The sequence below is a fragment of the Bacillus sp. JFL15 genome, assembly GCF_001184225.1.
Lineage (GTDB): Bacteria > Bacillota > Bacilli > Bacillales > Bacillaceae > Bacillus > Bacillus siamensis.
Genome location: NZ_KQ236689.1, coordinates 1,867,513 through 1,880,094 on the forward strand (window position 1 = coordinate 1,867,513; position 12,582 = coordinate 1,880,094).

11 protein-coding genes are annotated in these 12,582 nt (G+C 47.5%); 9 read left to right on the plus strand and 2 right to left on the minus strand.

Annotated elements, in window-relative coordinates:
* Positions 1 to 18: 18 nt before the first annotated feature.
* Genes opuAA through AD710_RS09465 form a run of 3 tightly spaced genes read left to right on the plus strand, consistent with a single transcriptional unit; the run spans position 19 to position 3,005 of the window.
* A complete protein-coding gene (gene opuAA, locus AD710_RS09455) occupies positions 19 to 1,275 on the plus strand; it encodes a glycine/proline betaine ABC transporter ATP-binding protein OpuAA (RefSeq protein ID WP_049627848.1) in 1,257 nt (418 codons plus the stop codon).
* Positions 1,276 to 2,124: a glycine/proline betaine ABC transporter permease subunit OpuAB gene (gene opuAB, locus AD710_RS09460; protein WP_003156639.1), complete on the plus strand. Its 849-nt coding sequence runs from the start codon at positions 1,276 to 1,278 to the stop codon at positions 2,122 to 2,124.
* Positions 2,124 to 3,005 carry a glycine betaine ABC transporter substrate-binding protein gene (locus AD710_RS09465; RefSeq protein ID WP_049627849.1) on the plus strand — a complete coding sequence of 294 codons (882 nt, stop codon included), beginning with the start codon at positions 2,124 to 2,126 and terminating at the stop codon, positions 3,003 to 3,005. Before opuAB ends, AD710_RS09465 begins: the two co-directional genes overlap by 1 nt.
* A gap of 34 nt (positions 3,006 to 3,039) precedes the next feature.
* Here AD710_RS09465 and AD710_RS09470 read toward each other — a convergent pair whose 3' ends face one another.
* Entirely contained in the window at positions 3,040 to 4,161 is a 1,122-nt protein-coding gene (locus tag AD710_RS09470) for a M20 peptidase aminoacylase family protein (RefSeq protein WP_049627850.1), read from the minus strand.
* A 132-nt stretch (positions 4,162 to 4,293) separates the two neighbouring features.
* Here AD710_RS09470 and AD710_RS09475 point away from each other — a divergent pair, with 132 nt between their 5' ends.
* The 4 genes from AD710_RS09475 to AD710_RS09490 all read left to right on the plus strand — a co-directional run bounded on the left by AD710_RS09475 (position 4,294) and on the right by AD710_RS09490 (position 9,695).
* Positions 4,294 to 5,727, plus strand: coding sequence for a YfcC family protein (locus AD710_RS09475; RefSeq protein ID WP_049627851.1), 1,434 nt, complete (start codon positions 4,294 to 4,296; stop codon positions 5,725 to 5,727).
* A gap of 92 nt (positions 5,728 to 5,819) precedes the next feature.
* Entirely contained in the window at positions 5,820 to 6,308 is a 489-nt protein-coding gene (locus tag AD710_RS09480) for a DUF6773 family protein (protein ID WP_016936826.1), read from the plus strand.
* A gap of 215 nt (positions 6,309 to 6,523) precedes the next feature.
* Positions 6,524 to 8,503 (plus strand): alpha-amylase, encoded by a 1,980-nt coding sequence (amyE, locus tag AD710_RS09485; RefSeq protein ID WP_049627852.1) that lies wholly within the window; start codon positions 6,524 to 6,526, stop codon positions 8,501 to 8,503.
* Positions 8,504 to 8,741: 238 nt separating this feature from the next.
* The gene (locus AD710_RS09490) at positions 8,742 to 9,695 is read left to right on the plus strand and encodes an L-lactate dehydrogenase (protein ID WP_049627853.1); all 954 of its coding nucleotides are present in this window, start codon (positions 8,742 to 8,744) and stop codon (positions 9,693 to 9,695) included.
* A gap of 41 nt (positions 9,696 to 9,736) precedes the next feature.
* Here AD710_RS09490 and AD710_RS09495 read toward each other — a convergent pair whose 3' ends face one another.
* A complete protein-coding gene (locus AD710_RS09495; protein ID WP_049627854.1) occupies positions 9,737 to 11,269 on the minus strand; it encodes an MDR family MFS transporter in 1,533 nt (510 codons plus the stop codon).
* Positions 11,270 to 11,382: 113 nt separating this feature from the next.
* On the opposite strand from AD710_RS09495, the gene AD710_RS09500 reads away from it, so the two are divergent.
* On the plus strand, positions 11,383 to 11,844 hold the full coding sequence (locus AD710_RS09500) for a MarR family transcriptional regulator (protein ID WP_016936822.1): 462 nt from the start codon (positions 11,383 to 11,385) through the stop codon (positions 11,842 to 11,844).
* Positions 11,845 to 11,907: 63 nt separating this feature from the next.
* A complete protein-coding gene (locus AD710_RS09505) occupies positions 11,908 to 12,537 on the plus strand; it encodes a LysE family translocator (RefSeq protein ID WP_014469715.1) in 630 nt (209 codons plus the stop codon).
* Positions 12,538 to 12,582: the final 45 nt, after the last annotated feature.

A 12,582-nucleotide genomic window follows, 5' to 3' on the forward strand; every position in this document is an offset into this window, starting at 1 on the left:
TTATTATGGAGGGAAAATATGAGTGTAGATGAGAAACCAATTAAGATAAAAGTCGAAAACGTATCTAAAGTTTTCGGAAAACAGACAAAAAAAGCCATTCAGATGCTGTCCAGCGGAAAAAACAAAAAAGAGATCCTGAAAGCTACCGGATCAACCGTTGGTGTCAATCAAGCAAACTTTGATGTTTATGATGGGGAGATATTTGTCATCATGGGTCTATCGGGGAGCGGTAAATCAACTTTAGTTCGGCTGTTAAACCGGCTTATTGAACCGACTGCCGGGAATATCTATATTGATGGTGACATGATAACAAATATGTCAAAAGACCAACTCCGGGAAGTGCGCCGGAAAAAAATCAGCATGGTCTTTCAAAAATTTGCGCTGTTTCCGCACAGAACGATTCTTGAAAATACGGAATACGGTTTGGAGCTTCAAGGCGTTGACAAAAAAGAGCGTGAGCAAAAAGCGCTTGATTCGCTTAAGCTTGTCGGTCTTGAAGGCTTTGAACACCAATTCCCCGATCAGCTCAGCGGAGGAATGCAGCAGCGTGTCGGCCTTGCCCGCGCATTAACGAATGATCCTGACATTCTTCTGATGGATGAAGCTTTCAGTGCGCTTGATCCGCTGATCCGTAAAGATATGCAGGATGAGCTTTTAGACCTTCATGACTCTGTCGGCAAAACGATCATCTTCATCACGCATGACCTTGATGAAGCATTGCGCATCGGCGACAGAATCGTGCTGATGAAAGACGGTAATATCGTTCAGATCGGGACACCTGAAGAAATTCTGATGAGCCCGTCCAATGAATACGTTGAAAAATTCGTTGAAGATGTTGATTTATCAAAAGTTCTGACAGCGGGCCATATCATGAAGCGCGCTGAAACTGTGCGGATTGACAAAGGGCCTCGTGTAGCGCTGCAGCTGATGAAGAACTTAGGTATTTCTTCTATTTACGCCGTTGATAAACAAAAACAGCTTCTCGGCGTCATTCATGCGGCGGATGCGAAAAAAGCGGTGGAATCCGACTTATCGCTTCAGGATATTTTAAATACTGAATTTACGACTGTGCACGAAAGCACCTACTTGACGGAAATTTTCGATGTCGTGTCTGATGCGAATATTCCGATCGCCGTCACGGATGATAAGGACCGTATGAAAGGCATTGTCGTAAAAGGCGCATTAATCGGCGCGCTTTCAGGCAATAACGAATATATAAATGTTGAAGATTCTGCTGAACAAGCTCAGGATTCTTCTGTTCAGGGGGTGAAGTAAATGGACAGATTGCCTAGAATTCCGTTAGCAGATATCGTTGACCGGTTTGTTGACTGGCTTACCATGACGTTCGGAGGTTTCTTTGACGGAATCTCAAACGGTTTGGCCGCTTTCGTAAACGCGATTGTGAGCGGTTTGGGTTTCATCCCGTCTATTTTACTGACTGTTATTTTTGCAGCTCTCGCTTGGTGGATCAGTACGAGAGGAATTGCACTCTTTACGTTAATCGGATTCCTTGTTATTGATTATTTGGGTTATTGGTCGCCGATGCTGCAAACGCTGGCGCTTGTCGTCACATCTGTTTTGATTTCCATTATTATCGGGGTTCCGATCGGCATATGGGCGTCTCAGAAAGAAACGGTCCGCCGCATTGTCACACCGATTTTGGATTTAATGCAGACCATGCCGGCTTTCGTATACCTGCTGCCTGCCATTTTCTTCTTTAATATCGGGGTTGTGCCAGGCGTTGTGGCATCTGTTATTTTCGCGATGCCTCCGACGATCCGCATGACAGTTCTCGGTATTAAACAAGTTCCGGCTGATCTGATTGAAGCGACGGAAGCATTCGGTTCAACGACGTCTCAGCGTCTGTTCAAGGTTCAGCTTCCGCTTGCCACAAAAACCATTCTTGCCGGTATTAACCAAAGCATCATGCTTGCTTTGTCAATGGTCGTTATCGCGGCCATGGTCGGAGCGCCGGGTCTCGGTTCTGAAGTATACAGCGCCGTGACACAATTGAAAACCGGTGTCGGAGTGGAAGCGGGTATCGCGATCGTCATCGTAGCGATTACACTCGACCGTATCACGCAAAACATTAAAGTGAAGAAAAAGAGCAGGGGGAATGCCTGATGCTTAAGAAAATCATCGGTGTCGGCGTTACCGCTGCGCTGGCTCTTTCTTTGGCTGCCTGCGGTTCGCAGACTGATGGTCAGGCAACGGCTGCGGATCAGGTGAACAAAACCATTATCGGCATTGATCCGGGCTCGGGAATCATGGCCCTGACGGATGAGGCCGTGAAGGATTACGGATTGAAAGACTGGAATGTCGTCACGGCATCAAGCGCCGCTATGACGGCGACATTGAAAAAATCATATGACCGGAAAAAGCCGATCATCGTAACGGGCTGGACGCCGCACTGGATGTTCTCCAGATATAAGCTGAAGTTCCTCGATGATCCGAAAAAAACGTACGGAACTGCCGAGCAGATTCATACGATTACAAGAACCGGCTTCAGTAAGGAACAGCCTAACGCGGCCAAGGTTCTCAGCCAGTTTAACTGGACGCAGGACGATATGGGAGAAGTCATGATTGCCGTTGAAGAAGGCGAAAAGCCGGCCAAAGCCGCTGCTGAATATGTGAAAAAACATAAAGATCAAGTAGCTCAATGGACAAAAGGCGCTCATAAAGTAAAAGGTGATAAAATCAACCTGGCTTATGTGGCGTGGGACAGTGAAATCGCAAGTACGAACGTGGTCGGAAAAGTATTTCAAGACCTCGGCTATGACGTGAAGCTGACGCAGGTGGAGGCAGGCCCGATGTGGACTGCGATTGCGACAGGCAGCGCGGATGCGTCACTGTCTGCTTGGCTTCCGAACACTCATAAAGCATATGCGTCTAAATATAAAGGCAAATATGAAGATGTGGGAACGAGTCTGACAGGCGTCAAGATGGGTCTGGTCGTTCCTCAGTATATGAAAAACGTCAATTCAATTGAAGACTTGAAGAAATAACGAAGAAAAGCAGCCCTGTGACGGGCTGCTTTTTTTATGCTTCAAACGATGCGAGGACGGCGGCTGTTAATATCTCAACACCTGTAAAGATGGCGCTTCGGTCAAAAGTCATATGAGGATGGTGAAGCCCCGGCTGAAGTCCGCACCCGAGGCCGAGCATCGTCGTTTTCAAGTTCGGCACCTTCAGTCCGTAGAAATGAAAATCCTCTCCTCCGGTTGTCACGAGAGGCTCATCCACATGTTCTTCTCCGAGAATGCCGCTTATCGCAGACGCCATGATGGCTTCTGCTTCTTTGTTTCGCTCAGCTGCCGGGAGGCTGTGTTCTTTTTGCAGTTCGATTTTTGCGCCGAATGCAGCAGCTGCCGCCTCGCAGGCTCTTTCGGTTTCGGCGGTTAATTTCTCCATGGCGGCATTGGTTTGCGCGCGGAGATCAAGGCTGAAGGAGGCTTTTCCCGGAATGATATTGGAACTCTCTCCGCCTGCCTGAAGCTTTGTCATCTTCACCGAATGCGGAATGCCGGGATCGAGATGAATGAAGCTGAGTTTCTGCACGAGAAGGGCGGCGATTTCAATACTGTTAAGCCCGAGATGAGGCCTCGCGCCGTGGGCTTCTTCTCCGATAATCAGGCCTTCAATATGCTGGCTTGAGCCATGCAGAATGGAGGGGGCGCATCGGCCGTTTGCCGTTTCCTGTACGGGGCGTACGTGCACGCCGTATAAGTAGTCAACATCATCAAGCACGCCTTTTTCAATCATTTTCAGCGCCCCGCCGCCTTTTTCTTCTGCCGGCTGAAAAATAAAGCGGATGGTTCCCTTCGGAAGCTTCGGCTGACTCTTTAAAAGCATCATCGTGCCGAGCGCCATCGTCATATGTGAATCATGTCCGCATGAATGGTTCGCCTGAAAAACACCGTCCACTTCCTGCCACAGCGCGTCAATATCCGCCCGGACAGCCACAACGGGGGAGCCTTCTCCGATTTCGCCGACAACTCCGGTACAATCATCAAACGTGCGGGTCCGGCAGCCGGCCGCTTTCAGTTTTTCGGCCAGATATTCAGTCGTTTGATATTCTTTCCAGCTTACTTCGGGATGGGCGTGCAGGTGGTTAAAAATATCCATAATGACTTGTTTGTCATGCTCTGTGAGTCTGTTCATGCCGTAAGTCCTCCTTCAAAAGCTGTCTGTTTTTTATTTTGATATTGAAAACAGGCAATCGGTCTGTATATAATATAGCACATATCTGTATTTTCTGAATAGTTTATAAATTTAAAGCGGGATGGTGATGTTATGGCTGTGCCGAAGACCGAACCTATATTGAAAAAGAAAAAAATGTTTGTCATGCCCGATGCTTATGTGCTGCTGTTCATTGTCGCTTTACTTTGCGCGATAGCGTCGTACATCGTTCCCGCTGGAGAATTCGACAGGGTGACAAGGGGCAGTGTGACGTCTGCCGTCCCTGGAAGTTATCATTCTCTGGATCAGTCCCCGGTCAGCCCGATCGCCTTTTTTACCGCGATTCAGGAAGGGATGACAAGTTCCGCACCGATTATCTTTCTGATCCTGTTTACGGGCGGCACCATTGCGATTTTAGAGAAAACGGGCGCCATCAATGGATTGATTAATAACGTGATCAGTACGTTCCGCACAAAACAGCTGGTGTTTATTGCGATTGTCGGATCTCTATTTTCGATTCTCGGCACAACCGGCATCGTCGTCAATTCCGTGATCGGTTTTATTCCGATCGGCCTGATCGTCGCCCGTTCGCTGAAATGGGATGCCGTGGCCGGAGCAGCCGTCATTTATATCGGCTGTTATGCGGGATTTAACGCGACGATTCTATCACCTTCACCGCTTGGGTTATCACAAAGCATCGCGGAGCTGCCGATGTTTTCCGGCATCGGCCTGAGGATTGCCGTCTACATTTGTTTTCTGCTATCATCTATTTTATATATTTATCGGTATACGAGAAGACTCAGAAAAGCAAAGGACGCCAGTCTGCTGGGGAACGATTGGTTTCCGGCGGCAGGCTCAATCCGGCAGGTTTCTGATCAGGAGGACAAGCATGTCCCGTTTACCGTCCGTCATAAATTGATTCTGGCTGTTGCGGCTTTGTCGCTTGCCGGCTTTTTGTACGGTGCGCTAACCCTTGGCTGGTCTGATTCAGAAATGGCCGCCGTGTTCATTTTCATCTCGATCGTCTCCGGACTGATTGCGGGGATGGCGGCAAATGATATCGCAAAAACGTTTATCACAGGCTGCCAAGGTCTCGTTTACGGCGCGCTGATCGTCGGAATGGCGAGAAGCATTTCCGTTATCCTGGAACACGGAAAGCTGCTTGATACGGTAGTCAATGGACTTGCGTCACTGCTCCACGGTTTCAGCCCGATGGCAGGCGTAATCGGAATGTATATTTCCAGTGCTCTGCTTCATTTTCTGATTTCATCAGGATCGGGGGAGGCGGTTGTATTTATACCGATTTTGGCTCCGCTTGCCGATCTGATGGGCATCACGAGACAGGTGGCGGTTGAAGCGGTCATGCTCGGAGAAGGCGTTGTAAACTGTGTCAATCCGACATCGGGCGTATTGATGGCCGTACTGGCCGCAAGCGGTATTCCGTACGTAAAGTGGCTGCGCTTTATGGTTCCGCTGGCGCTGATCTGGTTTGTGATCGGCCTGGTGTTTATCTGCATAGGCGTTTTGATCAAATGGGGTCCTTATTAAACGTTTTTGTCAATGATATTTCGGTTTATCATTATGAATCGGCAAGATATAATGGGAGTTGTAAGCCATTCTTAAAAGTACGGGAGGAAGTCATGAATCAGCATCGGAACCGACTTTCAAACGTGAATGGAAAGAGTGAGAGTGTGAAAGAGAAAGAACGAATGATTTGGTCAGAAGTCGGAATGCTTGTGGGCACATTGTCTTTGCTTGATATCATTGTACGCGGGCTTGTCCTGAACTGTCCGTTTAGGGAATGGGCCGGAAGCTTGGCGGTTTTCTTCATTATAATTGTTTATTATTGTATCAGAGCAGGAGCGGCGGGAATGCTCATGCCGAGAATAGACACCAAGGAAGAACTGCGAAAACGAGTGAAGCAGCAGCGGATCGATTCAATTGCGGTTGCTTTTGCGGCAGCTGCGCTTACGATGTACGACAGGGGGCTGCCCCATACATTCTTTGCTTGGCTGAAAATGATCTTTCTTTTTATCGTCTGCGGAGGCGTTCTGTTTTTGCTTCGGTATGTCATTGTGAAGCTGTCTTACAGAAGAGCGATAAAAGAAGTGAAAAAGAAATCATCTTGATAGGTGGTTTCTTTTTTTGTTGATCTGATAGGAATATAGATTTGATTTCACTCTGATACGTTGCTTTGATAGAGAGTGTGTGATAAGTTGAAATGAAAGCGTTAACAAAATTCTCCAGTCTTCACAACATTCGAAAGGAGGAAGCTGAAGAAAGGGTAAGAGGAATTTTTGACTCCGCAGTCAGTCTTCAAAAAATCAAATAAGGAGTGTCAAAAATGTTTGAAAAACGATTCAAAACCTCTTTACTGCCGTTATTCGCCGGATTTTTATTGCTGTTTCACTTGGTGTTGTCAGGGCCTGCGGCTGCAAACGCTGAAACCGCAGACAAATCAAATGAGGTGACCGCATCTTCAGTCAAAAGCGGAACCATCCTTCATGCCTGGAATTGGTCGTTCAATACGTTAACACAAAATATGAAAGATATTCGTGATGCAGGCTATGCAGCCATTCAGACGTCTCCGATTAACCAAGTAAAGGAAGGGAACCAAGGAGATAAGAGCATGAGGAATTGGTACTGGCTGTATCAGCCGACATCGTACCAAATCGGCAACCGTTACTTAGGAACTGAACAAGAGTTTAAGGACATGTGCGCAGCCGCAGAAAAATATGGCGTAAAAGTCATTGTCGATGCGGTCATCAATCATACGACCAGTGATTATGGCGCGATTTCTGACGAGATTAAGCGTATTCCAAATTGGACCCATGGAAACACACAAATTAAAAACTGGTCTGATCGATGGGATGTCACGCAGAATTCGTTGCTCGGGCTGTATGATTGGAATACTCAAAATACTGAGGTGCAAACCTATCTGAAACGCTTCTTGGAAAGAGCATTGAATGACGGAGCGGACGGATTCCGCTATGATGCCGCCAAGCATATAGAGCTTCCGGATGACGGGAATTACGGCAGCCGATTTTGGCCGAATATCACAAATACAGCGGCGGAATTCCAATACGGAGAAATCCTGCAAGACAGCGCGTCCAGAGATACTGCTTATGCGAATTATATGAATGTGACCGCTTCAAACTATGGACATTCCATCAGGTCCGCCTTGAAGAACCGCAATCTGAGTGTGTCGAATATTTCCCATTATGCATCTGATGTGTCTGCGGACAAATTGGTCACATGGGTGGAATCACATGATACGTATGCCAATGATGAGGAAGAGTCTACATGGATGAGCGATGACGATATCCGTTTAGGCTGGGCAGTGATCGGTTCCCGCTCAGGAAGTACACCTCTTTTCTTTTCCAGACCTGAGGGCGGAGGAAATGGTGTAAGATTTCCCGGAAAAAGTCAAATAGGCGATCGCGGGAGTGCCTTATTTAAAGATCAAGCGATCACTGCGGTCAATATCTTTCACAATGTAATGGCCGGGCAGCCTGAGGAACTCTCGAATCCGAATGGAAACAATCAAATCTTTATGAATCAGCGCGGCTCAAAAGGCGTTGTGCTGGCAAATGCAGGATCGTCTGCCGTTGCCGTCAATACTTCAACGAAATTACCTGACGGCAGGTATGATAATAGAGCCGGCACCGGTTCATTTCAAGTGACGAACGGTAAACTGACAGGCACGATCAATGCCAGATCCGTTGCTGTTCTTTATCCTGACGATATCGGAAATGCGCCTCATGTCTTCCTTGAGAATTATCAAACGGGGACAGTCCATTCTTTCAACGATCAGCTGACGGTCACCCTGCGTGCAAATGCGAAAACAACAAAAGCCGTTTATCAGATCAATAATGGGCAGCAGACGGTGTTTAAGGACGGGGACCGATTGACGATCGGAAAAGGAGATCCAATCGGCACGGCATACGACATCAAGTTAACCGGAACGAACAGCGAGGGTGCAGCAAGAACCCAAGAATACACGTTTGTCAAAAAAGACCCGTCTCAAGCCAACATCATTGGCTATCAGAATCCGGACCATTGGGGCCAGGTAAATGCTTATATCTATAAACATGATGGAGGCAGGGCCATAGAATTAACCGGATCGTGGCCGGGGAAAGCCATGACTAAGAATGCAGATGGAATTTACACGCTGACGCTGCCTGAGAATGCGGATACGGCCAACGCCAAAGTGATTTTTAACAATGGCAGCGCCCAAGTGCCCGGACAGAACCAGCCCGGCTTTGATTATGTGAAGAATGGTTTGTATAACAATTCTGGTTTGAATGGCTATCTTCGGCATTAATGAATAGAGAAATCAGGATTTCTCAGAATGCCTACTAAGCGCCGCCTTCAATGATTTAATCAAGCTGAAAAGATGACAGAATCCTAAAACCCAACCGTTTTAGGATTCTGTCAAAAATCTGGGGGGTTTTCAAGACAAAACTTTTCTCTTGCAAAAGTTTGTGAAATAGTGCACAATATAAATGTGAAATACTTCACAATAAAAACAGACACCACGAAACACTGGAGGATAAGCATACATGATGAACGAACGAGTGAACAAAGTAGCATTAATCGGAGCAGGTTTTGTTGGAAGCAGTTATGCATTTGCGTTAATTAACCAAGGGATCACAGATGAGCTTGTGATCATTGATCTAAATAAAGAAAAAGCCATGGGAGATGTCATGGATTTAAATCACGGAAAGGCATTTGCGCCTCATCCGGTGAAAACGTCTTACGGAACGTATGAAGATTGCAAGGATGCCGATATCGTGTGCATCTGTGCCGGAGCCAACCAAAAGCCGGGCGAAACGAGACTTGAGCTGGTCGAAAAAAATCTCGCCATTTTCAAAGGCATTGTCGGTGAAGTCATGGCAAGCGGATTTGACGGCATCTTCCTCGTTGCCACAAACCCGGTCGACATTCTCACTTATGCGACATGGAAATTCAGCGGTCTGCCGAAAGAACGCGTCATCGGCAGCGGCACGACACTGGATTCTGCGAGATTCCGTTATATGCTGAGTGAATATTTCGGAGCCGCTCCGCAAAACGTACATGCCCACATTATCGGCGAGCACGGCGATACCGAGCTTCCTGTATGGAGTCACGCCAATATTGGCGGAGTGCCGGTGCAGCAATTGCTGGAGAAAAATGCAGCTTACAAACAGGACGAGCTGGATCAGATCGTGGACGATGTGAAAAACGCCGCCTATCATATTATTGAGAAAAAAGGCGCGACATATTACGGAGTGGCGATGAGCCTCGCCCGCATCACAAAAGCGATATTGCGTAATGAAAACAGTATTTTAACCGTCAGCACATATCTGGACGGGCAATACGGTGTAAACGACGTCTTTATCGGCATTCCGGCCGTCGTCAATCGGAACGGCATCGCCGGTGTGACGGAACTCGAACTGAACGAAACAGAACAGCGTCAATTCAGCCATAGCGCAAACGTGCTGAAAGACATTCTCGCTCCGCATTTCGCGGAGTAAACAAAAAAGCAGTACATGGCAAATGCCATGTACTGCTTTTTTTAATTCGCTTTTTTCGCCATTTCCTGAGAGGTTTTTACTCTCGCTTTTCCCATAAACAAAATGGTGATGGCTGCGATGACGATCGGCGCCAGAGCAAGCGTGAATACATACGTGATGCTCTGCGACATTGCGTCAATAATTTGGTCCAGAATGTGCGGCGGAATATGAGCGCGCGTGCCGGCCTGGAAAATGTCCTGAGGATTTCCGATATTCTGCATCGCGCCGCCCGCTCCTTTCATGCCGCTGAATGAATCGGTCAGCTTGTTGGTAAACACATTCGTCTGGATGGTTCCGAAAATCGTCACACCGAGCGTCATGCCGAATGATCTCAAAAACGAGTTTGTTGAGTTGGCGCTCCCGCGGTAGCGCGGCTCGAGATCGTTCATGGACGCGGCCGGCAGCAGTGAGAAGTTGAAGCCGACGCCGAACCCTGAGATCAGCATGAATACCGTCAGCATCGTGCGCGCCGTATCCGGAGTCATATTGGAAAGCAGCAGCATTCCGATAAAGAAAGCGATCACGGAGATCAGCATCAAATTACGGAACCGTACTTTCGTCTGGAAAATTCCGCCGATCATACTTCCGATAACAGAACCGATCATCATCGGCGTCAAAATAAAGCCCGCGCTCGTCGCGGTGCTGCCGTATACAGCTTGAACGAAAATCGGGATAAATACCGCTAAAATCACAAATGTGGCTCCGTAAAGGAAAGCAAGAATCTGTGCCGTGGCAAATAAACGGTTTTTAAACATCCAAAAAGAAATAATCGGTTCTTCCGCTTTTCTTTCTACAATGAAAAAGGCGATAAAGAACACGGCGAACACAGCGAACAGACCGATGATCTGAACGGAGTCCCAATCATACGTTTTTCCGCCGAGCTCAAGAGCGAACATCAGACCGACAATGGAAACCACCAGCGTAATCGCGCCGGCCCAGTCGATTTTCTGTTTCTTGTGCTCAAGTGATTCTTTATAATAACGAAGAATGAAAAATAACGATAGAATGCCGATGGGCACGTTGATGTAAAATACCCAGTGCCAGCTGATGGAGTCGGTAATAAGCGCGCCTAAAAGCGGCCCGAGAACGCTGGACAGGCCGAAAACGGCGCCGAACATCCCCGACATTTTTCCGCGTTTTTCAGGCGGAAATAAATCAAAAATGATGGTGAAAGCGATCGGCATCAGCGCGCCTCCGCCGATTCCCTGAATAACGCGGTAAATAATGAGCTGGTCCATTGTTTGGGCGATTCCGCATAATGCCGATCCGATTAAGAAAAGAATGAGACCGAATAAAAAGAAACGTTTCCGCCCGTACATATCGGACAGTTTGCCGTAAATCGGCATACCGGCCATTACGGCTACCATGTATGATGCCGTCACCCATGCGAACTTATCGAAACTTCCGAGGTCCGCCACGATATTTCCCATCGCGGTGGCAACGATTGTATTATCCATAGCCGACATTAAAATGCCCAGCAAAAGGCCGATGACGACAAACTTCGTCGAGGCGTCCTTCGCGGCTGTTTGTTCCATGCTTTTTCCTCCTATACTTACTTTTGATCATCAAATTTGCTATGATCATAATAGATTTGCCGAAAATTATCTTGATCGTCAAGATAAATTGATTTTATAGGGAGGCCTGTCAGTTGTCAACAAGAAATACCAGAAGCGAGACGGAGGAAACCGCGATACAGTTATTCCGGAAGATGGCCACAAGGACGATCCTGTTTCATCAGGCGGCCGCTCAATCTCTCGGTCTGTTTCCGACCGATTTGAAATCAGCTGATATTTTAAATGAAGCAGGCCCGATGACCGCGGGCGAGCTTGGGAAAAAAACCGGCCTCAGCACAGGTTCGGTAACGGCGCTCATTGACCGGCTCGAAAAAGCGGGATATGTCATGAGGAAAAAAGATCCTGAAGATAAACGGCGGGTGATCATTGTGCCGCTGACAGCGGGAAAAGCGAACGTGAAACAATTGTTCAGCTCCTTATCCCAGTCCACGATCAGCCTTTGCCGGCAATATAAAGAAGAAGAACTGCACCTGATATTCGATTTTCTCAAAAAAGTGACGGACATAATGGAAGATGAGCTTGAGAAATTAAAATAATATATCATAGCCCGGCCCATTCATGAATAATTTGTACAAGTTGCATGAATGAGGGGGAAGCCAATGAACATCTTTTTAAGCTACATCGTTCTCGGGCTGTCATTGTCAGCACCTGTCGGCCCGGTCAATGCGGCGCAGATTGACAAAGGCATCAAGAACGGCTTTTGGCATGCATGGATTTTCGGTCTTGGCGCCATGGCGGCAGACGGGCTGTATATGATTCTGATCTATTTCGGGCTGTCTCAATTTTTGACGGCGCCTTTCGTGAAGACGTTTTTGTGGCTTTTCGGTTTTTTCGTGCTGACCTACACGGGCGTCGAAACGTTAAAAAATATAAGGGAAGCCATGAACGTCAGAAGCGGAAAAGGAAAACCGGCTTTTTACAAAACATTCGGCGCGGGGTTTTTTATTTCTCTTTCCAATCCGCTGAGCATTTTATTCTGGCTCGGCATATACGGCAGCATTCTCGCCAAAACCGCTGAATCCTTCGATGCGAACCAGCTTTTGATTTACAGCTCCGGCATTCTTCTCGGCATTTTGATCTGGGATTTCTGCATGGCGATTGCCGCAAGCACTTTCAGAAATCTTCTCCACGAAAAAGCGCTTCGCTGGCTGACGGGAGCGGCAGGTGTGTCTTTGATCGTTTTTGGTTTTTATTTCGGATGGCAGGGGATTCAAATGCTCATCTCATAAATAGAAGGACTGTCACCCATCGCCTATCCCCATCATAACGTATCA

What these genes read in the sequence shown, in the direction of transcription:
- opuAA (WP_049627848.1), top strand. Translation starts at nt 19, where the DNA reads ATGAGTGTAGATGAGAAACCAATTAAGATAAAAGTCGAAAACGTATCT.
- opuAB (WP_003156639.1), top strand. Translation starts at nt 1,276, where the DNA reads ATGGACAGATTGCCTAGAATTCCGTTAGCAGATATCGTTGACCGGTTT.
- AD710_RS09465 (WP_049627849.1), top strand. Translation starts at nt 2,124, where the DNA reads ATGCTTAAGAAAATCATCGGTGTCGGCGTTACCGCTGCGCTGGCTCTT.
- AD710_RS09470 (WP_049627850.1), bottom strand. Translation starts at nt 4,161, where the DNA reads ATGAACAGACTCACAGAGCATGACAAACAAGTCATTATGGATATTTTT.
- AD710_RS09475 (WP_049627851.1), top strand. Translation starts at nt 4,294, where the DNA reads ATGGCTGTGCCGAAGACCGAACCTATATTGAAAAAGAAAAAAATGTTT.
- AD710_RS09480 (WP_016936826.1), top strand. Translation starts at nt 5,820, where the DNA reads ATGAATCAGCATCGGAACCGACTTTCAAACGTGAATGGAAAGAGTGAG.
- amyE (WP_049627852.1), top strand. Translation starts at nt 6,524, where the DNA reads ATGTTTGAAAAACGATTCAAAACCTCTTTACTGCCGTTATTCGCCGGA.
- AD710_RS09490 (WP_049627853.1), top strand. Translation starts at nt 8,742, where the DNA reads ATGATGAACGAACGAGTGAACAAAGTAGCATTAATCGGAGCAGGTTTT.
- AD710_RS09495 (WP_049627854.1), bottom strand. Translation starts at nt 11,269, where the DNA reads ATGGAACAAACAGCCGCGAAGGACGCCTCGACGAAGTTTGTCGTCATC.
- AD710_RS09505 (WP_014469715.1), top strand. Translation starts at nt 11,908, where the DNA reads ATGAACATCTTTTTAAGCTACATCGTTCTCGGGCTGTCATTGTCAGCA.